The following is a 25245-nucleotide window of genomic DNA, read 5'->3' as shown; positions in this document are numbered from 1 at the left end:
GGCCGGGGCGGGCCCTACGGTTCCCGCTCCGGGAGGCGGATCAGCGGGTCGCGGCCGGGCGGCTGCTCCGGGGTCTGGCTCGGCTCACTGACCGGTGGGGTTGGCCGGGTCGCCGGTTCGGCGCCCGTGAGCTCGACCCGCTCGCCGTGGTGCAGCACCACCAGCGTCTCCTTCGGGTCGCTGTGCTGCAGCGCGTAGGTGGTCTGGTGCGGCTGGATGTCCACCCGAAGCTGGCTCCGGCGCCAGTGCAGGGAGAACTCCAGCCGGCCCAGGCGGCCGGAGAGCCGGGGCGTGAAGCAGAGCGTTCCGTCGTGCTCGCGCAACCCGCCGAACCCGGCGACCAGGGCGATCCACGCACCGGCCAGGGAGGCGATGTGGACGCCGTCGCGGGTGTTCTCGTTCAGGTCGTGCAGGTCCATCAACGCCGCCTCCCGCAGGTAGGTGTGGGCCAGCTCCGGATACCCCACCTCAGCCGCCAGGACGGACTGGGTACAGGCCGACAGCGACGAGTCGCGGACGGTACGGCGCTCGTAGTAGAGGAAGTTGCGCAGCTTCTCCTCCGGAGTGAACGCGTCCCCCCGCCAGTGCATCGCCAGCACCAGATCGGCCTGTTTGATCACCTGCCTGCGGTACAGATCGAAGTACGGATAGTGCAGCAGTAGCGGATACTTCTCCGACGGGGTGTGCAGGAAGTCCCACTCCTGGAACCGGGTGAAGCCCTCAACCTGCGCGTGTACGTCGATCTCCGGGTCGTAGGGGACATGCATGGACGCGGCGGCGTCCCGCCACGCCGCCGCCTCCTCCTCGGTGACGCCCAGATGCTCGGCTTCCTTCCGGTACCGCATCGCCGTCTCCGCGGCGGTGATCAGATTCCGCTGCGCCATCAGATTGGTGTAAACGTTGTCGTTCTTGATCGCGGTGTACTCGTCCGGGCCGGTCACCCCGTCGATGTGGAACTTCCCGTGCCGGTCGTGGTGGCCCAGCGACCGCCACAACCGCGCGGTCTCCACCAGCAACTCCAGGCCGATCTCCCGCTCCAGGTCGGTGTCCTGGGTGGCCTGCACGTAGCGACGTACCGCGTCGGCGATGCCGGCGGCGATGTGAAAGCCGGCGGTACCGGCGGGCCAGTAGCCGGAGGATTCTGGCCCCTCGATGGTGCGCCAGGGGAAGGCCGCGCCCTTCAGGTTGAGCGTACGGGCCCGTTCCCGCGCGATCGACAGGGTGTGATGCCGCCAGTGCAGGGCGTCGCGCACCGCGGTGGGGTGGGTGTAGGTGAGCACCGGCAGCACGAACATCTCGGTGTCCCAGAAGGCGTGGCCGTCGTACCCCGGGCCAGTGAGACCCTTCGCCGAGATCGGCCGGCGCTCGGCCCGGGCACCCGCCTGGAGCACGTGAAAGAGCCCGAAGCGTACCGCCTGCTGCACCTCGGGGTCGCCCTCCACCAGCACGTCGGCGGAGTCCCAGAACTCCTCCAGGTACTCCCGCTGTTCCTGCAGCAACCCGTCCCACCCGTCCAGCTGGGCGGCGGCCAGCGCGGCACCGACCTGGTCCCGCAGTGCCGGCAACGATCGGCGGCTGGACCACCCGTACGACAGGTGTTTCACGACCCGTAGCGTCTCGCCGGGCTTGAGCACGCAGGCGATGGTGGTCCGCACCCAGTCCTCGTACCCCTCGGACTCGATGTTGGTCCGTGCGGTGGTCTGCACCTCGTGCTCCATCGCGGCGGCGAGGCGCAGGCCGGAGACCTTCGTACGGTGGATCAGCAGTCCACCGTCGTGGGTGGTCAGCTCCTCCTCGGCAGATAGCGGCGACTCCAGCACCGCCGCCACCCGTGGGTCCTTGCTCTGGGCCGGCAGGGTTTCGTTGGCCACCAACTCCGACTGGACGATCAGCCGCAGTGGCTTGCCGTCCACCACCTCGACCTCGTAGTTGATGGCGGCGGCGGAGCGCTGCCGGAACGAGACCAGCCGGGTGCTGCGGACGCAGACCTCCCGACCGGCCGGCGAGCGCCAATGCACCGTCCGGCGCAGCGTGCCCTCGCGTAGGTCGAGCACCCGCTCGTGGGCGAGGAGCTCGCCGTATCGCACGTCGAGCGGCTCATCGTCGACCAGCAGCCGGATGATCTTCCCGTTGGTCACGTTGACGAGGGTCTGTCCGGACTCGGGGAACCCGAAGCCGGCCTCCGCGTGCGGCAGGGGGCGTAACTCGTAGAAGGAGTTCAGGTACGTTCCCGGCAGGCCGTACGGCTCGCCCTCGTCGAGGTTGCCCCGCAGGCCGATATGCCCGTTGGAGAGGGCGAACACCGACTCGGACTGAGCCAACACGTCCATGTCCAGCCTGGTTTCTCGGACATGCCACGGCTCGACCGGGTATGCGCGTTCTCGGATCATGCCCCCGGCTCCCGATTCTCGATCAGTTCCGCGAGATCCCGCACGACGATGTCCGCGCCGTGCGCCAACAGGGCATCGGCCTGCCCGACCCGGTCCACGCCCACCACGTACCCGAAGTCACCGGCTCGACCGGCGGCGACTCCGGCGAGGGCGTCCTCGAAGACAGCCGCGTTTCCCGGAGCCACCCCGAGCCGCTCGGCCCCGGCCAGGAAGGTGTCGGGTTCTGGTTTGCCGCGTAACTTCTCGGCGCGGGCGACGAGACCATCAACCCGCACCTCCAGCAGTTCCGCCAGCCCGGACGCGGCGATCACCTCGCCGCCGTTGGCGCTGGCGGTGACCACCGCTCGGCGCAGCCCGGCGTCAGTCACCGCCCGGAGGTACCGCACCGAGCCGGGGTAGGCGTCCACCCCGTGGGTCCGCAACTCCTGGAGCAGCCGGACGTTCTTGCAGTTGCCGAGGCCGTGGACCGTCTCGGCCTCGGGCGGATCGTCCGCTGTCCCCTCGGGAAGCACGATGTCGCGGGAGGAGAGAAAGCTGCGGACCCCGTCGTACCGGGGCCGGCCGTCAACGTATCGCCGGTAGTCCTCATCCGGGTCGAAGGGGGTGAACGGCTCGTCGTTTTCGGCGGCGCGACGCCGCAGGAACTCATCGAACGTCGCGCGCCACGCGGCGTTGTGCACCCGAGCGGTCTGGGTGAGCACCCCGTCCAGGTCGAACAGGCAGGCGGTCACGTGCGCAGGCAGACCCAGCATCGTTCGAATCTATCCAGCCTGGTCGGGGCGCAAACCGTTTCGGCGCTCAACGCGCCGATCAGTGCGGACGAAGCGTCCAGACGATGGTCATCTCCCCGGTGGGCTTGCCCTCCTCGGTGGCGATCTCCACGCCGACCCGAAACTCGGGTCGCTCTCCGGCGTCCAGCTCCGCGAGCACGTCGGCGACCGGCCGATCGAGCCGTGCGGTCGCCCGCACCGGCCCCATGGCGAGCTTCCGGTACGCGATCTCAGCGCTGACGGCGAGCGGCGTCGCCCGGTCGAGCACCGCCGCGAACGCGGCCACCACGACCGCACCGGAGGCCGTCTCGCCGAGGGTGAACATGGCGCCGGCGTGCGGCCCACCGACATGGTTGTGGGTGGCCGGCGTGTCGGGCAGCCGGACCACCGCCCGGATCGCGCCGTCGGCTTCGGGGACCACCTCGACGAATTCGAAGCCCAGCGTACGGGCGAAGGGCACGGCCGCCAGCATGCTGGCGGCCACCTGGCTCGAATCGATGCTCATGCCCGGACATGTTACCGGCCGGTAACCAGGGCGACAAGGCGCCGCCCGCGCCCCGGCCAACGCCGGGGCCACCGTGTAAGCGCCGGGGCGCCCGCGTCAGCGCCAACCGACATCGATCCGGTCGCCATGCTTGTCGAAGAAGTGCAGCGCGTCCATCCGGACCTGGATCGCCAGCTTCTGCCCCGGAGCTACCGCGGGGTAGGGCGCCAACCGCACCGCCAGCTCCGCCGGCCGACCGTGGTGCCGGCCCGGATCGCGAAACACGCTGGCCGGCGTACGGCTCGCCCCGGCCCGCCGCCCCTCGTCCGCCGTACCGGCCCGACCGGTGATCCGCCGCATCACCCGGCCGAACTGACGCCGATCCCGTTGCCCGACCACGCCTCCGTCCGCTGGCACCGCCGCATCGTCCACGACGACGGCGGTAGCGCCGATGTCGAGAAAGGCAAGCGACTCGTGCCCGTGATGCTCCAGGTGGCGGAGCCGGCCGTGCAACACCGGGCCGAGGGCGTTCGGAGTGGTCGGGGTCAGCGCCTCGGCCCGCATGCCGACCACGATCCGCTCGCCGTGATAGCGGCCCACCGCCCGGGCGCGCATGTCGTCCCACGGGAGGTGCAGCGTCTGTTCGCCGAGGTGGAGCGCGACGTGTTGGTCCAGGTGCACGTGGACCGCGGCCTCCAGCAGGTTCATCCGCGGGGCGCCGAGAAACGCGGCGACATAGAGAGTGGCCGGGCGGCCGTAGACCTGGGTCGGGGTGCCGACGTCCTGCAGGACCCCTTTGCGCATGATCGCCAACCGGTCGGCCATCGTCAGCGCCTCGGTCTGGTCGTGGGTCACGTAGAGGGTGGTGACCCCCAGCTCCCGGGTCAGTCCAGAAATCTCCGCACGCAGCTCGGAGCGGAGCCCGCTATCGAGATTCGACAGTGGCTCATCCATCAGGAAAAGCTCCGGCCGACGCACGATCGCACGCCCCATGGCGACCCGCTGACGCTGACCACCGGAGAGCCGTCCGGGCCGACGATCGAGAACGTCGCCGATACCCAACGCGGAGGCGACATCGGCGACCTGCGCACCGCACCGCTCCGCCGCCAGGCCGGCCAGACGCAGCGGAAAGGCGATGTTGTCGCCGACGCTCAGGTGCGGATAGAGGGCAAAATCCTGGAAGACCATCGCCACCGACCGATCCCGGGGCGGCAGGTCGTTGGCGAACTCACCGTTGAGCAGGACCGCACCGGAGGTCGGATCCTCTAGGCCGGCGACCATCCGCAGCACCGTCGACTTGCCGCAGCCGGAGGGGCCGAGCAGCACCATGAACTCACCGTCGTTGACGTCAAGGTTCACCCGGTCAACGGCGAGGGTGCCGGAGCGGAAGACCTTGGTCACATCCTTGAGCGCGACGGTGGCCACCGTTCCTCCCCCACCTCACCAAACTCGGACCTGAACGACTGTGACGAGCCCCACTCGGCATGCCTATCGGATGAACGTTCAATCTTCGCCGCGGGACGCCGCCCCGGCGGGCCCGAACCGCGCAACGCCGGGGAGTGCGTCCGTCCGGCGCGGCGGGGCGCTAGCTGGCCGGGCTGGCTTCGGCGGCATCCACGCCGAAGATCCGGCGGACCACCCGTTCCGCGGCGTGGCCGTCGTCAAGCCGGCAGAACCGGTTCCGGAACCGACGCCGCGCCGCCTCCGCCGACGGCGCCCGCAGCGCACCGGAGCGGAAGAGGTCGAGCAGACCGGCGAAGTCCGTCGCCACCGCCCCCGGCGGCTCGGCGAGCACATCCAGGTAGACGCCGCGGGTCAGCCGGTACGCCGCCCAGTCCGGTGCGTACACGACGATCGGCCGGTCCAGGACGGCGTAGTCGAACATCGCCGACGAGTAGTCGGTGACCAGCACATCGGCGGCGAGATAGAGGTCCTCGACCCGGGCATGGTCGCTCACGTCACGCAGTCGGTCCGGACCGGCCGAATCCGGAGCCGGGGCGGCTCGGTCGTCGAAGTAGTGACTGCGCACCAGCAACCGACCGGCGGGCCCCAACGCGGCGAGGAGCCGGTCCGGGTCGAACGGTGGCCGGTACCCCGGCAGGTGCTCCCGGTGCGTCGGCGCGTAGAGAACCACCTGCTCGCCGACCCCCAGGCCCAGCTCGGCCCGGATCCGCAGCACCTCCTCGGTGGTGGCGGTGGCCAGCCGGTCGTTGCGCGGGTACCCCACCTCCAGCGTGGTGTACGCGGCCGGGTAGGCCCGCTCCCACATCTGGGTGGAGAAGCTGTTCGAGGTGATGCTGTAGTCCCACCGGTCCACCCGGTGCAGCAGCCCCGGGAAGTCCATCAGCGCCCCGACCGGGTAGCGCTGCTGGTCCAGGCCCATCACCTTGACCGGCGTGCCGTGATGGGTCTGCACATGCACGGTGCCAGGTCGTTTCCGGACGAAATTGGGAAAGTTGACGTTGTTGACCAGCCATCGGGCCTGCGCCAACGCCCGGTAGCCCGCGGGGGTGCCGGAGACCACGTAGTCCACGCCCGCCGGCAGCGAATCCACCCGGTCCCGCCGCACGATCCACACCCCCCGCACGTGCGGGGCGAGTCGCCGGGCAGCCTCATAGATGGCCGCCGGATTGCAGGCGTAGCCGCGGTACCAGTAGGCGGCGTACACCGCCAACCGCGGGTCGACCGGCCGCAGCAACTCGGCCCGGTAGTACTCGCGCAGCCCGGCGTCCCGAACCCGCCGGAGGAGCGGCACAGCCCCGCGCCGGGCCTGTCTGGTGGCGTGGGCGGCGATACCCCGGATCCGAGCGGCACCGCGCAGCGCGTTGTACGTCCGCCACCGGCCGGTGGCGACCAGGCGGTGCTTCAGCCCTTCGATCCCGGGCGGGACCGGCTGGCCCTGCGCCGGACGCCAGCGGGCATGGTCGGCGGCGATCCGGACGAAGAAGGCGGGCCGCAGGTCCGCCGGGATCCGCTCCCCGGTCCCGAGCACGGCCAGGTAGTGCCAGATCATCCGTTCGAAGAGGGCCGGGCGGAGGTCGTCTTCGCCCGCATCCACCTCGTCCAGGAGCGTGAACACCCGGTGCCACTGCGCGAAGACCTCGAAGTGCCGGTCCCCCCGGGTTCGGGTGATCGCGCCGGCCCGACGCTGCCGATAGTTCACGCAGACCCGATCCAGCACCCCGATCCGCTGGGCGCGGAGGAGCAGCGGGTAGGTGAACGAGACATCCTCGTACCAGCCGGGGGCGAAGCGCAGCCCGTGCTCGAGCAGGAACTCGCGGCGCAGCACCTTGTTCCACGCGGTGTGCAGCAGGCGGATCAGTTCCGGCCGCTCACGCAGCCGGAACGTCGCCGTCCCGGGCGAGGACGGAAAGACCTCGCGCATCCCGCTCTGGGTGCTGTCCCCGTTCCACCAGGCCCGTACGTGGTCGACGACGAGGACATCCGGGGCGGTGGCGCGCAGCCGCTCGACCACCTCGACGAGGCAGTCCGGGGCCAACCAGTCGTCGCCGTCGACGAACCACACGTACTCCCCGCCGGCCTGGTCCAGGCCGGCGTTGCGGGCTGGGCCGAGCCCCCCGTTCGCCGGCAGCGCGATCGTCCGTACCCGTTGGTCGCGGGCCGCGTACTCGGCCAGGATCTCGCCGCTGCTGTCCGGCGATCCGTCATCGACACCGATCACCTCGATCCCGGCCACCGGCTGCCCGAGGATCGAGTCCAGGCATTCGCGCAGGTAGCCCTGCACCCGGTAGGCCGGGACCACGAAGCTGATCAGTGCCACCCGGCCCCCTAACCCGGTGGGCGACCGCCAACGGCATCTGTCGATCCCACCGTTCGTACGGCGCGGGCCGGCCGAATCACCCAGGCGAGGGCCACGCTCCCCACGAAGACCACTAAAAGGTATATACCGAGTGTAGCCATGCCGATAGCAGCAATTCCGGTGATCGCGGAGAGCGCCAGCACCGCTGACCGCCCTTCCCAGCCCAGCGTGGCATCGTGCAACGGCGGGGCCAGCTTCCGCTTCTCCAGCCGCGCGGTCAGGTCGTAGTGATGCAGGGTCAGCACGAAGACGTACCCGAAGACCAACCCGGCGGGGACTCCCCCGAGCACCCCGACCGCGATCGCGAAGAGATACTCCGCCGCGCGTAGCGCCGCCGGCACCAGCCAGTCCAGCGCCCCGCCGTGCCCGGACCGCGCCCCTGCAGCAGCCAGCAGCAGGCCACCGAGCCCGACCAACGCCGTCCACCGCGGGAGGGACTCCGGACCGAAGAGTGCGAGCCCGAGCAGCACCGCCGACACCAGCACCGCCGACACCGCCAGCCGCAGCGGGCCCGGCCAGCGCGGCGCCGCCCAAGCGCGGGCCAGTGGGCCGTCGTCCCGATGCAGGGAGGTGTCCACTGTGTTCAACACTCCGACCCGCATCGAGCGGGCCCGCAGCAGCCGCAGCGCCGCGGTGTACCCAAGCGCCAGCACCATCCCGGTCAGCACCGCGAACAAGGCGACCCGCTGGTCGAACAAGGCTGCCGCCAGGGCCATCAGCGCCCATCGCTCACCGATCGGGAAGACCACCGTCCGCTTCAGCCAGTAGGTCACCGAACCAACGTCGGCCTGCACCCGGTTGGAGGCGGCACTGAGCCGGGCACCGAACCCACCCCCCGGGGTCACCTGCGGCAGACGGGCTGCCTCGTCGTGCATCGCGCCGTACCAGGTGTCGCTCATGTGGCGGACGGTCTGCAGGGTCATCGCGGCGATCGCCAGGGCCCACCCGTAGCGGAATCCGGCCTGGGTCGCGCCGTAGCCGAGGCCGGCGTAGACGATGAACTCCTTCGCCCGGTCGGCCATGGTGTCGAGCCACCCGCCCCAAGCACTGAAGGTACGGGTGTAGCGGGCGAGTTGCCCATCCACGCAGTCCAGCACGAAACCCAGGTAGAGCAGCACCGCGCCAGCGACCAACGCGGGCCGCCCTCCGGCGCCGAACAGCAGCGCGGCCGCCACCGCGAACGCCACCGAGATCATCGTGACGGTGGTGGGGCTCAGCCGGAGCCGGGCCGCCACCTTCGTCACGTACGGCGACCAAGTACTGACAAAGAAAGTGGTGAAGAAATCGTCTCGTTCCTTCACCGACAGCCGCAGCTCGGCCCGGTCCGGATCAACGGCGGCGACGGCCGCCTCGGCGGCGGCCCGGTCGTCGGCGGCGGCCGGGTCGTCGGCGGCGGCGACCCGGTGCGCGACGAGGAGCCGTACCCGGTGGGCGAAGGTCACCACGTCGCGGGCCACCAGGTTGGCGAAGAGCCGGTCAACGGCGGGCCCGTCGTCCACGGCACCGTGGACCGCGGCGGCTCCCACCGGTACGACCTCGGCGGCGATCGCGCGCGCGGCGGCGACCAGGACCGGCAGGTGGGCCGGATTGACCCGCAGTGCACCGCCGAACACCCCGGTGGCCTCGCCGTCCAGGGCCGCCGGCGCGCCAGCGGCGACCACCTGCCCGCGGTCCTCCCGAACCGCCGTCCGACCGGGCACCGGTGGACCGGCGAGCACCAGCGCCACCGTCGGCTCCGCCGGGCTGGTGGCGAGGTGCCGCAGGACGGCCGTGTGCGCGACCAGATCAGCGCCGGTGACGAGGACCGGACCGGTTGCCGACTCCGCCAGGTCAGCCAGGGTGGCCAGGTCACTGACCAGCCGTACCTCGTCGATCCCCGCGTGGCGGCACTGTTCGGCCAGCCGATCGGCGAGGTCCGCTGATCCGTCGGTGGTCAACACGAGCGCGAGCGTCACCGGGCCACCGCCCCGTGGTACGCGGCCAGCGCCTCGGCCATCGTCCCGTCCACAATCATTCGGCCGGCGTCGAGGTAAAAGCCGCGCCGGCAGAATCGGGTCAGGTCCTGTTCGTTGTGTGATACCAGCACCAGGGTGCGCCCCTCTCCGAGCAGACGGTCGATCGTCGCATAGCACCGCTGGCGGAATTCGGCGTCCCCAACCGCGGTTACCTCGTCCATCAACAGGACGGGGTGCGGCAGGTGCGAAATGATCGCAAATCCGAGCCGGACCTTCATGCCGGACGAGTAATGGCGCACGGACGTGTCGAGGGCCTGCTCCACCTGTTTACCCGCGAACGACACGATTTCGTCCACCCGGCGCCGCAGGTAGCTCGGCGAGAGGCCGTGTAGGCCACCGACCAGGTAGAGGTTCTCCCGGCCGGTCAGGTCGGCGGAGAAGCCGGCGGAGAGCTCCAGCAGCGGGGCGACCGCGCCGCGCACGGTGATCCCACCCTCGTCGGGGATCAGCACGCCGGCGATGAGCCGCAGCAGGGTGCTCTTGCCGGTGCCGTTGCGGCCGATCACGCCGACCGTGTCGCCGGCCTCGATCGAGAAGGAGAGATCCCGTAGCGGCCAGAACCGACCATCGGTACGACCACCGCGCCGCCCCCGGTGCAGGGCGAGGTCCCGCAGCCGCAGTTGCCGACGGCGGTTCCGGACGAAGCGAATGCCGAGCCCCGCTGCTTCGATGATCGGATCGGCCATCTCACAGCTCCTTGAGGACCGCCGGTTCGAGGCGGTGAAACGTCCACCAACCAATGGCGAGTACCAATAGACAGCCGGTAACCGTGGTGCCGAGTAGCCCGGCGTCGGGGAACTCGTCGGGGTACCAGACCGCGTGGTGCAGCTGGAATATCCCGACCAGGGGGTTCAGTTCGTATCCGACCTTAAGCCAGTCGGGCAGGCTGGAGTCCCGAACCAGGCCGAAGGGGTAGATGATCGGCGTGGCGTAGAAGAGCACCCGGACGACCAACCGCATGACCCGCTCGACATCGCGCATCAGCACGTTGGCCGCGGAGAGCAGCAGCGCCAGGCCGACCAGCAGAACGCCCTGGAGGGCGATGGCCAGCGGGAGAGCGAGCACCGACCAGCCCGGGTGGATCCGCCCCGCCACCGCGTACGCCGCCGCGGCCGCCACCAGGAGGGGCAGGCCGGCCAGGTACTCGGCGACCCGCCCGGCGACCCGCCCGATCGGGAAGAACTGGCGGGGCAGGTTCATCGTGGTGATCAACCTCGCCTGGCCGGTCAGCGCGTTGGTCGCCTCGCCCAGCGCCGAGTTGGCCCACATCCAGGCGAAGATCCCGGTGAACAGGAACAACGGGTACGAGTCAGCCGCCTCACCCAGATACCGATCGGTGTCCCGCTCGTACAGCACCCCGAAGACGAACCAGTAGATGGCGCCGAAGCCCAGCGGTTCGATCAGGGACCAGAGATAGCCCAGCGCGGACTGCTGGTACTTGACCGCGAGGTCCCGCCGCACGAGGATGCGCAGCGCGCCCCGGTTTGACCAGAGCGTCCCGACGCCAGCGGCCACCGCGTCGCCTCCTGCCCGGTCCGCGCCACACCCCGCGCGGCGGGCCGGTGGCTTTCAGCACTCGATCACGTTGACGGCGAGGCCGCCGCGTGCCGTCTCCTTGTATTTGACCTTCATGTCCGCCCCGGTCTCCCGCATCGTCTTGATCACCTTGTCGAGCGAGACGTGGTGCACGCCGTCGCCCCGCAACGCGAGCCGGGCAGCCGTGATCGCCTTGATGCTAGCCACCGCGTTCCGTTCGATGCAGGGGATCTGCACGAGGCCGCCGACCGGGTCACAGGTCAGCCCCAGGTTGTGCTCCATACCGATCTCGGCGGCGTTCTCCACCTGCTCCGGGGTGCCCCCCAGCGCCTCGGCCAGCCCGGCCGCCGCCATCGAACAGGCCGAACCCACCTCGCCCTGGCAGCCCACCTCGGCGCCGGAGATGGAGGCGTTCTCCTTGAACAGCACACCGATGGCGCCGGCCGCGAGCAGGAACCGCACCACACCTTCCGCGGTGGCACCCGGCCCGAACCGGTCGTAGTAGTGCAGGACCGCCGGAATGATGCCGGCCGCGCCGTTGGTCGGTGCGGTCACCACCCGGCCACCGCCGGCGTTCTCCTCGTTGACCGCGAGGGCGAAAAGGGTCACCCAGTCCATCGCACGCAGCGGATCCACCGCACCGCGGCCCGCCGTTGACCGCATCGGGTCCGCATCCATCATCAGGCCGCGGTACAGCTCGGCGGCCCGCCGCCGGACCTGCAACCGGCCGGGGAGCACACCGTCGCGTTCGCAGCCGCGGGCCACGCACTCCCGCATCACCCGCCAGATCTCCAGCAGCCCGGCGCGCACCTCCCGCTCGCTGCGCCAGGACAGCTCGTTGGCGAGCATCACCTCGCTGATCGACAGCCCGGTCTCCCGGGTCACGGCCAGCAGCTGCGTACCGGTCGAGAAGGGGTAGCGCACCGGGGTGGTGTCCGAGGTGATCCGGTCCGCCCCCGCCGCCGCCTCGTCCACGACGAACCCACCCCCGACCGAGTAGTAGGTACGGGCCCGGAGCTCGGCCCCGGTCAGGTCGTAGGCGGCGAAGGTCATCCCGTTCGGGTGGTACGGCAGCGACCGGCGGCGGTGCAGCACCAGGTCCCGAGCCGGATCAAAGTCGATCTCGTGGGTGGCGAGCAGCGAGATCCGCTGCTCGGCACGGATCTTGTCGATCCAGCTCTCGACGGCGTCGGTGTCGACCGTCTCCGGCTCCGCACCGGCGAGCCCGAGCAGGACCGCACGATCACTGCCATGGCCGCGGCCGGTCGCCCCCAACGAACCGAAAAGCTCGGCGCGGATCCGTACCGTCTCGCTGAGCAGCCCGTCTGCCTTGAGGCCGGCGACGAACGTCCGGGCGGCACGCATCGGCCCGACGGTGTGCGAGCTGGACGGCCCGATACCGACACTGAAGAGATCGAATATACTGATCATGGCTGCACTTCCTCGCCGTCCTACCCACCGCGCGGATCACCGGCCCGGGTTGACCGCCGACACGGCAGGCCTTCCCGGGTGCCCGGAAACTGTCGGGCCGGCCGGCCAGCCTACCCGCCCCGGCCCCGACCTCCACCCGATACCACAGCCCGCACCGGGGCCATCCCCACGCCGGGGAGCATTCAGGCGAAAGCGGACAGGCCGGTCAGCCGCTGCCCGATCACCAGCTGGTGGATCTCCGAGGTGCCCTCATAGGTGAGCACGCTCTCCAGGTTGTTGGCGTGCCGCAGCACCGGGTAGGCACCGGAGACACCGTTGGCCCCCAGGATCGTGCGGCACTGCCGGGCGATCGCCAACGCCTCCCGAACGTTGTTGAGCTTGCCCACGCTGACCTGGTCGGGGCGGAGCCGGTCGACGTCGGCGAGCCGACCGAGCTGCAACGCCAGCAGGTAGCCCTTGCTCCACTCCACCGCCATGTCGGCGAGCTTCGCCTGGGTGAGCTGGAACCCGGCGAGCGGGCGGCCGAACTGGGTACGGCTGCCCGCGTACTCCAGCGCCGTCTCCAGGCAGTCCCGGGCCGCGCCGAGCGCTCCCCAGACGATCCCGTGCCGCGCCTCGGTGAGGCAACCCAGGGGCGCCTTCAGCCCGACGGCCTCGGGCAGGCGGGCCGATGCCGGCAACCGCACGTCGTCCAGGGATATCTCCCCGGTCACCGATGCCCGCAGCGACATTTTGCGCCGAATCTCGCGCACCGTCACCCCGGGCGTCCTGGTCGGCACGGCGAAGCCGCGGATCCCCTCGTCGGTACGGGCCCAGATCACCGCGACATCCGCGATCGTCGCATTGGTGATCCACATCTTGGTGCCGTGCAGCACCCAGTCGTCGCCGTCGCGGCGGGCCCGGGTGGCCATCGACGCCGGGTCGGATCCGTGGTCCGGCTCGGTCAGTGCGAAGCAGCCGATCGCCTCCCCGGCAGCCATCGTGGGCAGCCAACGCTGCTTCTGCTCCGCGCTGCCGTAGCGCCAGATGGCGTACATCGCCAGCGCCCCCTGCACCGAGACCAGGGAGCGGATGCCCGAGTCACCCGCCTCCAGCTCCAGGCAGGCCAGACCGTAGGCGACAGCCGAGGAGCCGGCGCAGCCGTACCCGGTCAGGTGCATGCCGAGCAGGCCCAGCTTGCCGAACTCCCGGGCCAGCTCGCGGGCGGGCACACGGCCCTCCTCATACCAGCCGGCGACGTGCGGCCGCACCTGATCGTCCACCAGCTGGCGGACGACGGCGCGAATCTGCCGCTCCTCGGCACTCAGTGACGAATCGACGTCCAGCAGGTCGAGAGGGCTCATGGAGACACCTTAACGAAGGCTCAGCCCGCGCCGCTTCAGTCGACCGTCGCGGAAAAGGCGAACACCCGGGCATGGATCTGGTTGCGCTGCTGCAGCGCGGCTCGCAGCGCCCGGTGCAGCCCGTCCTCCAGGTAAAGCCCGCCGTCCCACTGCACCACGTGCGGAAACAGGTCGCCATAGAAGGTCGAATCCTCGGCGAGGAGTTTGTCCAGCGCCAACTCACGCTTCGTGGTGATCAGCTGATCCAGGCGCAGCGGACGCGGAGGGATCTCGGCCCACTGCTTGAGCGTCAGGCTGTGCTCGGGGTACGGACGCCCATCCCGGACCGCTCTGAAGATCACGACGGTTAGCTCCCCTCCCCGCGACCGGCCGCTCCCGGCCCGGCGCCGCTGCTCGCGGCGCCGCTGCTCGCGGCGCCGCGAGCAGCGGCGCCATTGACCGTGTCAGCCTAACCGGCCGAGTCACGCCGCGTTCTACCGCTTTATGACAGTTTCGCCCTGACAGTTCGCTTCCACCAACCGGACAAACGGAGTTTTTCAGACTAACTCCACCGCCCACGTCGGACCACCTCCTCCACCGGGCGACGCCCGCGGCGCAGCGACGAGGATCGTTGATCCACCGCACGGTAGCCGACGGTGACCGCGCCAACCGGCTCATACTCCAACGGCACCCCGAAAGCCGCCCGATAGTCCGCCAGCCGCTGCGGCGGAATACCGAAAAAGCACGCCCCCAGCCCCTCATCAACGGCGGTGAGCAGCATCAACAAGGCGGCGAAGCCGGTGTCGATGTACCAGTAGGGCATCGACCAACGCTCCGCTGACCGGTCCGCCCACCCCTTGTCCGGCTCCGCGTACCGGTCCAGGTACGCCGACCGGTTGGCGTGCGGCACGATGATCAACGGAGCCTGACGCATTCCGGCCAACCAGCGTTCCCGGCCACCCGTGCCCGGCGTGGTCGCCGCCCAGAACCGATCCCGATCCTCGGCGGCCTCCAGCACCAGGAAACCCCACCCCTGGGAGAAGCCCGCCGACGGCGCCCGGATCGCGTGCGCCAACAGCCGGTCCACCACCTCCGGCGGTACCGGCCGATCCGGGTCGTAGTTGCGGACCATCCGACGCCGCCGCACCACCTCGACGAACTCCATCACGCCTCCTCGACTACGCCGGCCGGATGCCCCAGACGCCGCGCCAGGTGTCGCCCGGCCGCAACGTCAGCAGATCCCGGCCGGAGCGGAACGCGTCCGGCGGGCAGGTCATCGGCTCCAGCGCCACCGAACGTCGACGCCGCGACCCGGAGCGGGTGTCCCCGGTAAAGACCTGCCACCAGCCAAACCGCCGGTCCGCCCAGACCCGAATCCGGGTCCCGCCGTCCGGGGCGGCCAGCTCCACCACCGAACCGCCGTCGCCGTCCCGCACCACGTCACCGAAGGTGTCGTCGAGCACCGCCCGGCCGATCCGACGCGACACGGTCCAGTCGTACTCGGTGCCCACGACCGAGGACTGGGCGATCGGAAGTAGCCGCCCGTCCACCTGCAGCCGGCTTCGCGCCGGCAACCGCAGCAGGACATCGTCAACCGAGCCGCCCGGCACCCGCAGGTACGGGTGCACCGCGAAGCCGAAGGGCGCCGCCTCGCCGCCGCTGTTGGTCACCTCATGCTCGGCGCGCAGCCCGTCCGGGCCGACCGACCACCGACTCCGCAGCCGCAACGACCAGGGATAGCCGGGGGTGGCCGCCAACTCACAGCCGAGCGTCACCGCCTCGGCCGACCGCTCCAGCAACTGCCAGGGCACCCAGTTGACCAGCCCGTGGAAGGCCGCGTCGTGCTCCGGATCGCTGATCGCCAGCTGGAGGTCACGGCCCGCGAAGTGGTACTTACCGTCCCGGAGCCGGTTCGGCCAGGGGGCGAGCACCTGGCCGGCGGAGTCCGGGCACAGCTCGGCTGAGGTGTACCCGTCCAGGTGCTCCACCCCGCCGGATCGATAGGTCCGAATTCCGCCACCGACCTCGACGATCACCGCCTCGTGGCCGGCGGCCGCGATGGTCCACTGTGCCCCCGACGGGGCCCACTGCCCGGGGAAGTCCATCCCCGGACCCTAACCGGTCAGACCCGCTACTCGCTGGCGACAGCACCGGTGCGACCCGCTACTCCGGTGCCGGGCCAGCCGCACCTCGGTCACGGCGCCAGCCGCTCGACAACCCAGCCCCCGTCGGTGGCGCGGAACCGCAGCCGGTCGTGCAGCCGACTCGCCCGGCCCTGCCAGAACTCCACCTCGTCGGGGCGGACCCGAAAGCCACCCCAGTGCGGCGGCGCCGGGATCGGCGCCCCGGCGACGAAGCGCTCCACCGTCGCCCGGTAGGCGGCGTCCAGCGCGGCCCGGTCCGGGAGCACCCGCGACTGCTCACTCGCCCACGCCCCGAGCTGGGAGCCGCGCGGCCGGCTGGCGAAGTACGCCTCGGTCTCGGCCCGGTCGAGCCGCTCCACCCGACCGGTCACCACCACCTGGCGCTCCAGCACAAACCAGGGGAAGACCAGGCTCGCGTACGGGCTGGCGGCCAGCTCGGTGCCCTTGCGCGACCCGTAGTTGGTGAACAGGACGAAACCGTCCGACCCATACCCCTTCAACAGCACCGTACGAGCGCTCGGCCGGCCCGCCGCGTCGGCGGTGCCGAGCACCATCGCGTTCGGCTCGGGCAAACCGGCGGCCACCGCCTCGGTGAACCAGCGGTCGAACTGGGTGTACCAGTCACCAGCCAGGTTCGTCTCGGTCAGGCCCAGGTCCGCGGCGTACTCGTTACGCAGGTTCGCCGGCGGCACTGTGTCGCCTGTCACATCCACTCCCCCTCCCAGATGGCGGACCGACCCGTCGTGTCGCTGACAGCCTGCCCGTACACCCAGTGTCACCGACCCCCCGACGGCCGTTCCGTCCGGGGATGTCGGGTGAGGCACAGCGCTCATGGGTCGAAAGTCCCGTAGTCAGCAGGCAAGATGTCACGAACACATCCCTGAGGGTCGCCTAAGGCACGGGCCCGACACGGGCCCGTCCCGGGCGCACCGAGCCAGATCCAGGAGACGACATGGCCGACTTCAAACCGGGGCTGGAGGGCGTCATCGCCTTCGAGACCGAGATCGCCGAACCGGACCGGGAGGGTGGCTCGCTGCGCTATCGCGGCGTAGACATCGAAGATCTCATCGGTCAGATCTCGTTCGGCAACGTCTGGGCCCTGTTGGTGGATGGACGATTCGGCCCGGGTCTACCGCCCGCCGAGCCGTTCCCGGTCCCGGTGCACTCCGGTGACATCCGGGTGGACGTGCAGTCCGCGGTGGCGATGCTCGCCCCGTACTGGGGCCTACACCAGTTGCTCGACATCTCCGACGAGCAGGCCCGCGAGGACCTGGCCCGGGTGTCGGTGACCGCGCTCTCCTTCGTCGCCCAGTCCGCGCGGGGCCTGGGCCTGCCGGCCGTACCGCAGAAGGAGATCGACAAGGCCTCCACCATCGTCGAGCGCTTCATGAAGCGCTGGCGGGGCGAGCCGGACCCGCGGCACGTCAAGGCCGTGGACGCGTACTTCATCTCGGCCGCCGAGCACGGCCTGAACGCCTCCACCTTCACCGCCCGCATCGTCGGCTCCACCGGTGCCGACGCCGCCGCCTGCATCTCCTCCGGCATCGGTGCGCTCTCCGGGCCGCTGCACGGCGGGGCGCCCTCCCGGGTGCTGAACATGCTTGAGGCGGTGGAGCGCAGCGGTGACGCCGAGGGGTACGTCCGGGGCGTACTCGACCGGGGTGAGCGGCTGATGGGCTTCGGTCACCGGGTCTACCGGGCCGAGGACCCGCGGGCCCGGGTGCTCCGCCGCACCGCCAAGGAGTTGGGGGCGCCCCGCTTCGAGGTCGCCGAGGCCCTGGAGAAGGCCGCCCTGGCCGAGCTGCACAGTCGCAAGCCAGACCGGGTTCTCGCCACCAACGTCGAGTTCTGGTCCGCGGTCGTGCTGGACTTCGCTGAGGTGCCCGCCCACATGTTCACCTCGATGTTCACCTGCGCCCGGATGGGTGGCTGGAGCGCCCACATTCTGGAGCAGAAGAAGCTCCAGCGGCTCGTCCGCCCCTCCGCCCGCTACGTCGGCCCGGGCCCCCGCCGGCCGCACGAGGTCGAGGGCTGGGACCAGGTCCCGCACGGCGTCTGACCACCGCCCGGGGGCGGGGCCAGGTTCCACCCGGCGTCGGACCGTCGCCCGAACCGAACCGAGCCAACCGCACCGGCGAGGGTTGTGGCGTACGCCTCAGCCCCGCCGGTGGGACGGGCGGCCATCGGGGCGTCGATGGGTGTAAGGATGAGGACTGGCAGCGCCGCCGGTCGGAGGATCGGCCGTGCGCGCCCAAGGTCGCGCGCCATCGATCCCCGGCACGTCCCCGGCCTCTCCCTCGCCCCTGCGGAAGGATTCCAAGACCGTGGCTGACGCATCGACCATCCGAATTCCCGACGACCTCAAACCCGCCGACGGGCGGTTCGGCTGCGGCCCGTCGAAGGTTCGTCCGGCGGCGGTCTCCGCCCTCGCGGCGGCGGCGGGCGACTATCTCGGCACCTCGCACCGCAAGAGCACGGTCCGCGACCAGGTCGCCCGACTTCGCCGGGGGATCGCCGAGTTTTTCACCCTGCCCGACGGGTACGAGGTCGTCCTCGGTAACGGCGGCACCACCGCCTTCTGGGAGGTCGCCGCGTTCGGCCTGATCCGGGACCGGGCCCAGTTCGCCAGCTTCGGCGAGTTCGGCGCCAAGTTCGCCAAGTCGGTGCAGGACGCACCGTTCCTCGGTGCGCCCACCATCCACCAGTCGCCGGCCGGTAGCGCCCCGAGCCTGGTGGCGGAGGCCGGCGTGGACGTCTACGCCACCCCGCACAACGAGACCTCCACCGGGGTCGCGGTCCCGATCCGCCGGGTGCCCGGCGCGGACGAGGGCGCGCTGCTGTTGGTGGACGGCACCTCCGGTGCGGGCGGTTTGGAGGTCAGCGTCGGCGAGACCGACGTCTACTACTTCGCCCCGCAGAAGTGCTTCGGTTCCGACGGTGGCCTGTGGCTGGCCCTGATGTCCCCGGCGGCGCTGGCACGCGCGGCCGAGGTCAAGGCAAGCGGCCGCTACATCCCGGCCTTCCTCGACCTGGGCACGGCGATCGACAATTCGCGGCTGGAGCAGACGTACAACACCCCGGCCCTGGCCACGATCTTCCTCGCCGCGGAGCAGACCGACTGGATGAACGCGCAGGGGGGCCTGTCCTGGGCGGCCAAGCGCACCGCGGAGAGCGCCGGCATCGTCTACGGCTGGGCAGAGCGTTCCCCGGCGGTGACGCCGTTCGTCACCGACCCGGCGCTGCGCTCCAACGTGGTCGCCACCGTCGACTTCGTAGCCGAGGTGGACGCCACCGCCGTCGCGAAGGCGTTACGCGCGAATGGGATCGTGGACACCGAGCCGTACCGCAAGCTCGGTCGCAACCAGCTACGAATCGCCCTCTTCCCGGCGATTGAACCAGCCGATGTGGAGGCCTTGACCGCCGCCATCGACCACGTGGTCGAACGACTCTGAGCTATCGTCACGGTGGGTGAGCTGCCGCACCCCGGCAGCCACTCACCGTGATCATCATCGCAGCCCAGTCGGGAATCACGGGGTGTCGGTTCCCCCACCTGCGGGCAGATGGGCGTACGGTGGTACGAACGCCCGGGTGGCTCGCCTGTGGCGCGGGGCCAGCAAGGCGGGACGGAGGCAGACCATGCGCCCTGTACGCTTCGTCGCCCTCTCCGAGGACGGCCAGGCACTGGTCCTCACCGACGAGGTTGGGCGACTTCTCGCGCTCCCCCTTGACGAGCGCGTCTCCACCGCCCTGCACACCGAGCCCGGGTCCGCACCCCTGGCGGTGGCCGCCACGCCGGGCACCGATCCGGCTCCCTCGCTGGCCCCACGGGACATCCAGGCCCGGATCCGGGCCGGTGAGTCTGCCGAGGATGTCGCCCGGATCGCGGGCGTCCCCGTTGACCGGGTGCTGCGCTACGCCGGCCCGGTGCTTCAGGAGCGGGCCATGCTCGCCCAGCACGCCCGGCGTACCCGGCTGCGCGGGGCCGAGAAGCCGACCCCGCTCGCCGAGGTGGTCAACGGTCGGCTTTCCCAGCACGGCATCGACACTGAGAAGATCTCGTGGGATGCGTGGCGGCGCGACGACGGGGCCTGGCGGATCGTCGCCACCTGGCCCTCCGGCAAGGCCACCGCGCAGGCCGTGTGGGAGCTGGAGAAGTCCCGGCAGTCGGTCACGCCACACGACGACATGGCGCAGTACCTCTGCGCCGAGCGTCCCATGCCGATCCTCGGGCAGGAACCGGCCGCCGAGCGGGGTGGCCACGGGCTGCCCGGCCCGGCACGGGCCGAGCCCGGCCGCGGTGGGCACGGCCTGCCCGGCCCGCCCGAGCCCAAGCGGCCAAGCCGTGACCCAATCCGCGCCGGTCGGGACGCCCTGCTCGCCACCCTGGACCGCCCGCTCGGTGGCACGTCCGGCCGTAACCTCGAGTCCCGGAGCCCGACCAGCCCAGAGGCACCGCGGCCACGGACGGTCGCTGGCGGCGCGGCGGCGTTGCTCGGTGGCGGCCCGGGTTCGGCCTTCGACGACGACTCGGACGCGCCGAAGGAGGTGCCGGCTGTTCCGTCGCTGGCCGTGCTCCGGCCGCGCCGCACGGGTCCCGCGACGGCGGGCAGCACCGAGTCCGGCGAGAGCAGCAGTAAACCGCGTAAGCGGCTACCGAGCTGGGACGACGTGCTCTTCGGCAGCGCACCGGCCGCCCGCGAGTCCTCCTGACTCAGAGCGGCCAGGCGGCCAGGCGGTGATAGCTGGGGGGCGACCCCGGTTGGCTTCGCGTCAGCACCAGTTCCCGCGCCGGCCACCGGGGGCCCTCGTAGTCCTGTAGCGCGGCGATGTCGGCCGCGACCTCGGTCGATGTCAGTCGGTCGCCGGGCCGGGCCACGGTCAGGTGCGGGCGCAACGGCTTCTCGTCGTGGCGCAGGTCGTTGGCCCGCAGCCGGGACCGGACGAGTCGACCCAGCCGGTGCAGCTCCGCCACCTCGCCCCGCAGGTCCACCCACATGACGGTGGAGCGGCCCTGCCCGAATGTTCCGCCGCCGGCCAGGCGTAGCTGCGGCGGGACTGGCCACGAGTCGCGGGAGCGCCGCGCCGCCTGGTCGAGCGAGTCTTCCACGGCCCCCAACCGGTCCGCTGCCACCGTCGCGAGGAAGGCGAGCGTGATGTGCGCCTGGGTCGGGTCGACGAGGCGGACGCCAGCGGCGGCCCGGCCGATCTGCAGCTCGGTGATCCGCGCACGGAGGTGCTCCACCGCCGCTGGCGGCGGGTATACGGCGACGAAGAGTCTCAACCGGGCCGCCGGTGGCTTCCCCAGCTACCACTCAACGGCGGCGCTGACGGTGCACGGGACGGGCACCGGGCAAGATGAGACCTGCCCGGTGCAGCAGCCCTTCGACCCGTACCCGCTCAATTTCCCGGTCCGCCCCGGCTAGCTCGTCCAGGTGCTGCCTGATTCCGAGGGCCGCGCAGGCCAGCCGAAGCCGATTGTCGTAGCTGGCGAGCGTCGCTTCGTGCCAGACCGTGGCCCGCCCACCGCCGACCTGATGAGCCCGGAGCTGGCGTAGCTCGGTGGCGAGCTGTTCCAGCGGCTGCCGATCCGGCCGGTCCAACCGGCTCAGGTCAATGTTCCGGGTGAGCGCGTCGGCCTCGACCGCACGGTCCAGGCGGGCGACTACCCGCCGCTCCCGCCGTCGGCTCCGCCACCGCGCCCAGCGACAGGCGAATCGGTCAACGAGTTCGTCGGCGCAGATGAGCAGGGCGATCACCATGGGTATGCACACCACGGCAGCGACCATCAGGGGCACTAGTAGCGCACGTCCCACCTCCACGCCCCGACGCTAGGCCCGCTGTGATCACCCTGCCACCGATTTGCCGTAATAAGGCGTTTTGTCTCGTTCTGCCCAGCGCAGGCCTCACACCCGCTCGGTGAGGTAGAAGCGGGGCATCGGCAGCACCCGGAACCGCAGCCGGGCTCCCGAACGGCGCAGCTGCCAGGCCAGGGCGAGCAGCGCGGCGGTGAGGGAGACCAGCCCACCCATCCAGATGCTGGCCCCGGCGCCGTACGTCTCGGCGAGCCAGCCGATGACCGGCGCACCCACCGGGTTGGTACCCAGGAAAACCAGCACCCACAGCGCCATGACCCGGCCCCGGAAGGCGGCATCGGTGCCCAGTTGAATGCGCTGGTTACAGGCCTGAGCGAAGAAGACCGTGGAGAAGCCGGTCGGCAGGAGCAACGCCACCACCAGCCAGTACGTGGGCGCCAGCCCGACCAGGGTGCCGAAGGTGGCGCAGACGACGGCCGCGGAGAGCACCAGCCACACCGAGGGGCGACTGCGGCGCCCGGTGCCGGCCAGGGCCCCGGCCAGGGCGCCCACCGCGAGGGCGCTACTGAACAGACCGAACGAGGCGGCTCCGGTGTCGAAGACGGTCTTGGCCAGCGCGGCGAGGGTGAGCTGGAAATTGAAGAGTGAGGTGGCGATGACCGAGATCAGGACCATCGGCAGCAGCAGGTCCGGCCGGCCCCAGACGTAGCGCAGCCCGTCCACGACCCGGGCCGAGTCCCGCTCCTCGCGCGGCGGTAGCGCCTCGCGGTGCAGCTCGGCGGGGCGCATCCGGATCACGTTCACCAGCGGCGCGATCGAGCTGAGGGCGGTGACCAGGAAGACCGGCCCCACGTCAACGGCGGCGATGGCCAGGCCGGCGAGGGCGGGGCCGACGATTCGCGCGGAGTTGAAGGTGGCCGCGTTGAGGGAGAGGGCATTCGGCAGCAGCGGGGTGCCGACCAGCTCGGAGACGAAGGCCTGCCGAACCGGGGTCTCCACCGCGTTGGCGACGCCGAGGAGGGCAGCGAAGGCGAAAACGTGCCAGAGCTGCACCCGGCCGGTGATCACCAACAGGCTCATGGCCAGGGAGAGGAGAGTCCAGAACAGGTTGGCGGCGAAGAGCAGGACGCGCTTGTCGTACCGGTCGGCGAGGCGCCCGGAGATCAGCGTGAGCAGCAGAACGGGAGCGAACTGGAGGGCGGTGACGATACCGAGGGCGGTGGCGGAGTTGTCGGTGAGCTCGAGGACGAGCCAGTCCTGGGCGATGAACATCATCCAGACGCCGATCAGCTTGATCAGCTGCCCGGAGGCGAATAGCCGGTAATTGCGGACCTGTAGGGACTGGAATATCGTGCTCAGCTTCTTCTGCACTCTTGGTGCGCCTCCCTCGCGTACGCGTCATTGCCGTGACGGCGCAGGCGAGGCGGGCGCTTCAGGTACGGGTGAGCTGTTGCAGAATCTCTGCTGCCTGGCGCAGCGTCTCCCGTTCCTCCGCACTCAGTTCGGCCAGCCGGTGGGCCAGCCACTGGTCCCGAACGCGCTCAAACTGGTCCAGCACCGCTCCGCCCCCCTCCGTCGCGGCGAGGATCACCTGCCGGCCGTCGGTCGGGTGGGGGGTGCGCTGCACGAGGCCGCGCTCCTCCAGTTTCGCGACGATCTTGGTCATCGTCGGCGGTTGGACCCGTTCGACGTCGGCAAGTTCCCGGGGCGTCAGCGCGCCCGCCAGCCGGAGGCTGGTGAGCGCGGAGAGCTGGGTGACCGTCAGGTCCCCAACCGGTCTGGCCTGGCGGACCCGCCGGTTGAGTCGGGTAATCGCATCCCGCAGCTGGACCGCCAGCTGCACCGGTGGCACGCTCTTCGCCGTCACCGTCTGCTCCGTCACTATAGTTAGCCTAACTAATGAGCCTAGCTAACGACATGCGATATGACCAGGCTCACGTGGAGTACGCCCACGCGGGGCGCGGGGCCGGTCAGCTGACCGGCCCCGCGCCCCGCGTCACAGCAGTACCGACTCGATCGGTCCGCGCAGGAAGTACAGCACGAAGAGGGCGGCCACGCCGTACAGCAGCGGGTGCACCTCCCGCGACTTACCCCGAGCGACCTTCATCAACACGTACACGATCACGCCGGCACCGATACCGTTGGAGATCGAGTACGTGAACGGCATCAACACGATCGTGAGGAACGCCGGGATCGCGATCTCGAAGTCGGTCCAGTCGATGGTCCGCACCGCGGTCATCATCAGGAACCCGACCACCACGAGCGCGGTGGACGCGGCCTCGAAGGGCACCACCAACACCAACGGCGTAAGGAACATCGCCAGCAGGAAGAGCGCCCCGGTGACCAGGTTGGCCGCGCCCGTCCGGGCACCCTCCGCGACACCGGCCGCGCTCTCGATGTACGCCGTGTTACTGGACACGCTCGCGACGCCGCCGCCGGCCGCGGCGATCGAGTCGACCAGCAGGATCTCCTTCGCCCGGGGCGGGGTGCCCTGCTCGTCGAGCATCCCACCCTCCTGACCGACCGCCACCATCGTGCCCATCGTGTCGAAGAAGTCGGTGATGATCAGCGTGAAGATGAACATCAGTACGACCAGCCAGCCGGCTCGGCTCCACGAATCGAGCACGTTGAACCGGCCGAGCAGCGACAGATCCGGCACGTCCAGGATTCGGCTCGGCAACTCGGGCACGGTCAACGACCAGCCCTTGGGGTTCGACACCCCGTTGACCACCGACGGGCCGATGTTGCCCAACGCCTCGATGACGAGCGCCAGCCCGGTCGAGGCGAGGATCCCGATCAGGATCGCGCCCTTGACCCGGCGCACCACCAGCACCAGCGTCAGCAGCAAACCCACCACGAAGACCAACATCGGCCAGCTGACCAGCTTGCCGCCGATGCCCAGGCCGACCGGGACGGTCGTGTTCGCAGCGTCCGGGAGCCGCCGGACGAAACCCGCGTCAACCAGACCGATGATGGTCAGGAACAGCCCGATGCCGACCCCGATCGCCGCCTTCATCTGGGTGGGCACCGAGCGGAACACCGCGGTACGCAGCCCGGTCAACACCAGCACCGCGATGATCACACCTTCGATCACCACCAGACCCATCGCGTCCGCCCAGGTCATCTCCGGGGCGATCTCGTACGCGACCAGCGCGTTGACGCCGAGACCGGCGGCGACCGCCAGCGGGAACCGGCCCACCACGCCCATCAGGATCGTCGCCAGGCCGGCGACCAACGCGGTCGCCGCGGCGAGCGCCGGAATCGGCAGCCGTTCCCCGGCGCCGTCAACGGCGGAGCCGAGGATCAGCGGGTTGAGCACCACGATGTAGGCCATCGTGAAGAAGGTCGCCAGCCCACCGCGTACCTCCCGGCCTAGCGTCGAACCGCGGGCGGATATCTTGAAGTAGCGGTCGAAGCCGTTCCGCGGTGTCGCGGGCGGCGTGGCATCGTCGGGCGGGGCTACTGCCATCGGGTCCTCGCAGGTGCTCTCTCGTCTCGTCGGCCGCATCGTCGCAGATCG

The 25245-nt window shown here is 70.7% G+C and carries 22 protein-coding genes; 3 read left to right on the top strand and 19 right to left on the bottom strand.

Features of this window, described 5'->3' with window-relative positions:
- Nucleotides 1-14 precede the first annotated feature (14 nt).
- The 14 genes from SALPAC2_RS0119245 to pdxH form a co-directional block, all read right to left on the bottom strand.
- Nucleotides 15-2390: a glycoside hydrolase family 65 protein gene (locus SALPAC2_RS0119245; RefSeq protein ID WP_026184903.1), complete on the bottom strand. Its 2376-nt coding sequence runs from the start codon at nt 2388-2390 to the stop codon at nt 15-17.
- Nucleotides 2387-3142, bottom strand: a complete 756-nt coding sequence (locus tag SALPAC2_RS0119240; RefSeq protein ID WP_018218268.1) for an HAD family hydrolase — start codon at nt 3140-3142, stop codon at nt 2387-2389. Before SALPAC2_RS0119240 ends, SALPAC2_RS0119245 begins: the two co-directional genes overlap by 4 nt.
- A gap of 58 nt (nt 3143-3200) precedes the next feature.
- Entirely contained in the window at nt 3201-3665 is a 465-nt protein-coding gene (locus tag SALPAC2_RS0119235; protein WP_018218267.1) for a DUF4442 domain-containing protein, read from the bottom strand.
- Nucleotides 3666-3761: 96 nt separating this feature from the next.
- Nucleotides 3762-5069, bottom strand: a complete 1308-nt coding sequence (locus tag SALPAC2_RS0119230) for an ABC transporter ATP-binding protein (protein ID WP_018218266.1) — start codon at nt 5067-5069, stop codon at nt 3762-3764.
- Between the two features lie 160 nt (nt 5070-5229).
- Entirely contained in the window at nt 5230-7425 is a 2196-nt protein-coding gene (locus tag SALPAC2_RS0119225) for a bifunctional glycosyltransferase/CDP-glycerol:glycerophosphate glycerophosphotransferase (protein WP_018218265.1), read from the bottom strand.
- An 8-nt stretch (nt 7426-7433) separates the two neighbouring features.
- Nucleotides 7434-9419: a DUF5941 domain-containing protein gene (locus tag SALPAC2_RS0119220; protein ID WP_018218264.1), complete on the bottom strand. Its 1986-nt coding sequence runs from the start codon at nt 9417-9419 to the stop codon at nt 7434-7436.
- Nucleotides 9416-10165, bottom strand: a complete 750-nt coding sequence (locus SALPAC2_RS0119215) for an ABC transporter ATP-binding protein (RefSeq protein WP_018218263.1) — start codon at nt 10163-10165, stop codon at nt 9416-9418. Before SALPAC2_RS0119215 ends, SALPAC2_RS0119220 begins: the two co-directional genes overlap by 4 nt.
- Nucleotide 10166: 1 nt before the next feature.
- Nucleotides 10167-10994, bottom strand: a complete 828-nt coding sequence (locus SALPAC2_RS0119210) for an ABC transporter permease (RefSeq protein WP_018218262.1) — start codon at nt 10992-10994, stop codon at nt 10167-10169.
- Between the two features lie 54 nt (nt 10995-11048).
- Entirely contained in the window at nt 11049-12446 is a 1398-nt protein-coding gene (locus tag SALPAC2_RS0119205; RefSeq protein WP_018218261.1) for an L-serine ammonia-lyase, read from the bottom strand.
- A 182-nt stretch (nt 12447-12628) separates the two neighbouring features.
- A complete protein-coding gene (locus tag SALPAC2_RS0119200; protein ID WP_018218260.1) occupies nt 12629-13789 on the bottom strand; it encodes an acyl-CoA dehydrogenase family protein in 1161 nt (386 codons plus the stop codon).
- Nucleotides 13790-13824: 35 nt separating this feature from the next.
- Complete coding sequence (locus tag SALPAC2_RS0119195; RefSeq protein WP_018218259.1) at nt 13825-14130, bottom strand: type II toxin-antitoxin system VapB family antitoxin; 306 nt, start codon at nt 14128-14130, stop codon at nt 13825-13827.
- Between the two features lie 200 nt (nt 14131-14330).
- Nucleotides 14331-14933 (bottom strand): nitroreductase family protein, encoded by a 603-nt coding sequence (locus SALPAC2_RS0119190; RefSeq protein ID WP_018218258.1) that lies wholly within the window; start codon nt 14931-14933, stop codon nt 14331-14333.
- A gap of 13 nt (nt 14934-14946) precedes the next feature.
- The gene (locus SALPAC2_RS0119185; protein ID WP_018218257.1) at nt 14947-15873 is read right to left on the bottom strand and encodes an aldose 1-epimerase family protein; all 927 of its coding nucleotides are present in this window, start codon (nt 15871-15873) and stop codon (nt 14947-14949) included.
- 89 nt (nt 15874-15962) lie between these two features.
- Complete coding sequence (gene pdxH, locus SALPAC2_RS0119180; protein ID WP_018218256.1) at nt 15963-16625, bottom strand: pyridoxamine 5'-phosphate oxidase; 663 nt, start codon at nt 16623-16625, stop codon at nt 15963-15965.
- Between the two features lie 239 nt (nt 16626-16864).
- On the opposite strand from pdxH, the gene SALPAC2_RS0119175 reads away from it, so the two are divergent.
- The 3 genes from SALPAC2_RS0119175 to sepH all read left to right on the top strand — a co-directional run bounded on the left by SALPAC2_RS0119175 (nt 16865) and on the right by sepH (nt 20622).
- Nucleotides 16865-17971, top strand: a complete 1107-nt coding sequence (locus SALPAC2_RS0119175) for a citrate synthase 2 (RefSeq protein WP_018218255.1) — start codon at nt 16865-16867, stop codon at nt 17969-17971.
- A gap of 265 nt (nt 17972-18236) precedes the next feature.
- A complete protein-coding gene (gene serC / locus SALPAC2_RS0119170; protein ID WP_018218254.1) occupies nt 18237-19364 on the top strand; it encodes a phosphoserine transaminase in 1128 nt (375 codons plus the stop codon).
- A gap of 184 nt (nt 19365-19548) precedes the next feature.
- Entirely contained in the window at nt 19549-20622 is a 1074-nt protein-coding gene (gene sepH, locus SALPAC2_RS0119165) for a septation protein SepH (RefSeq protein WP_018218253.1), read from the top strand.
- 1 nt (nt 20623) lies between these two features.
- Here the strand turns inward: sepH and thpR are convergent, their stop codons facing one another.
- From thpR to SALPAC2_RS0119140, 5 genes are all read right to left on the bottom strand, one after another.
- On the bottom strand, nt 20624-21193 hold the full coding sequence (gene thpR / locus SALPAC2_RS0119160) for an RNA 2',3'-cyclic phosphodiesterase (RefSeq protein WP_026184902.1): 570 nt from the start codon (nt 21191-21193) through the stop codon (nt 20624-20626).
- A gap of 31 nt (nt 21194-21224) precedes the next feature.
- Nucleotides 21225-21731 carry a hypothetical protein gene (locus tag SALPAC2_RS0119155; protein WP_026184901.1) on the bottom strand — a complete coding sequence of 169 codons (507 nt, stop codon included), beginning with the start codon at nt 21729-21731 and terminating at the stop codon, nt 21225-21227.
- A gap of 84 nt (nt 21732-21815) precedes the next feature.
- Nucleotides 21816-23096, bottom strand: a complete 1281-nt coding sequence (locus tag SALPAC2_RS0119150; protein ID WP_018218250.1) for an MFS transporter — start codon at nt 23094-23096, stop codon at nt 21816-21818.
- 61 nt (nt 23097-23157) lie between these two features.
- Entirely contained in the window at nt 23158-23607 is a 450-nt protein-coding gene (locus tag SALPAC2_RS0119145; RefSeq protein ID WP_018736822.1) for a MarR family winged helix-turn-helix transcriptional regulator, read from the bottom strand.
- Between the two features lie 114 nt (nt 23608-23721).
- Nucleotides 23722-25233, bottom strand: a complete 1512-nt coding sequence (locus SALPAC2_RS0119140; protein ID WP_033661797.1) for an NCS2 family permease — start codon at nt 25231-25233, stop codon at nt 23722-23724.
- Nucleotides 25234-25245 lie beyond the last annotated feature (12 nt).

Source organism: Salinispora vitiensis, assembly GCF_000378825.1.
GTDB classification, from domain to species: domain Bacteria; phylum Actinomycetota; class Actinomycetes; order Mycobacteriales; family Micromonosporaceae; genus Micromonospora; species Micromonospora vitiensis.
This window is presented reverse-complemented; position numbering and strand designations above follow the sequence as displayed.

Bases quoted from the DNA above. Each gene is read 5' to 3' on its own strand.
- SALPAC2_RS0119240 (WP_018218268.1), bottom strand. From the start codon at position 3,142: ATGCTGGGTCTGCCTGCGCACGTGACCGCCTGCCTGTTCGACCTGGAC.
- SALPAC2_RS0119190 (WP_018218258.1), bottom strand. From the start codon at position 14,933: ATGGAGTTCGTCGAGGTGGTGCGGCGGCGTCGGATGGTCCGCAACTAC.
- SALPAC2_RS0119245 (WP_026184903.1), bottom strand. From the start codon at position 2,390: ATGATCCGAGAACGCGCATACCCGGTCGAGCCGTGGCATGTCCGAGAA.
- SALPAC2_RS0119205 (WP_018218261.1), bottom strand. From the start codon at position 12,446: ATGATCAGTATATTCGATCTCTTCAGTGTCGGTATCGGGCCGTCCAGC.
- SALPAC2_RS0119140 (WP_033661797.1), bottom strand. From the start codon at position 25,233: ATGCGGCCGACGAGACGAGAGAGCACCTGCGAGGACCCGATGGCAGTA.
- SALPAC2_RS0119215 (WP_018218263.1), bottom strand. From the start codon at position 10,165: ATGGCCGATCCGATCATCGAAGCAGCGGGGCTCGGCATTCGCTTCGTC.
- sepH (WP_018218253.1), top strand. From the start codon at position 19,549: ATGCGCCCTGTACGCTTCGTCGCCCTCTCCGAGGACGGCCAGGCACTG.
- SALPAC2_RS0119185 (WP_018218257.1), bottom strand. From the start codon at position 15,873: ATGGACTTCCCCGGGCAGTGGGCCCCGTCGGGGGCACAGTGGACCATC.
- SALPAC2_RS0119200 (WP_018218260.1), bottom strand. From the start codon at position 13,789: ATGAGCCCTCTCGACCTGCTGGACGTCGATTCGTCACTGAGTGCCGAG.
- SALPAC2_RS0119235 (WP_018218267.1), bottom strand. From the start codon at position 3,665: ATGAGCATCGATTCGAGCCAGGTGGCCGCCAGCATGCTGGCGGCCGTG.
- SALPAC2_RS0119175 (WP_018218255.1), top strand. From the start codon at position 16,865: ATGGCCGACTTCAAACCGGGGCTGGAGGGCGTCATCGCCTTCGAGACC.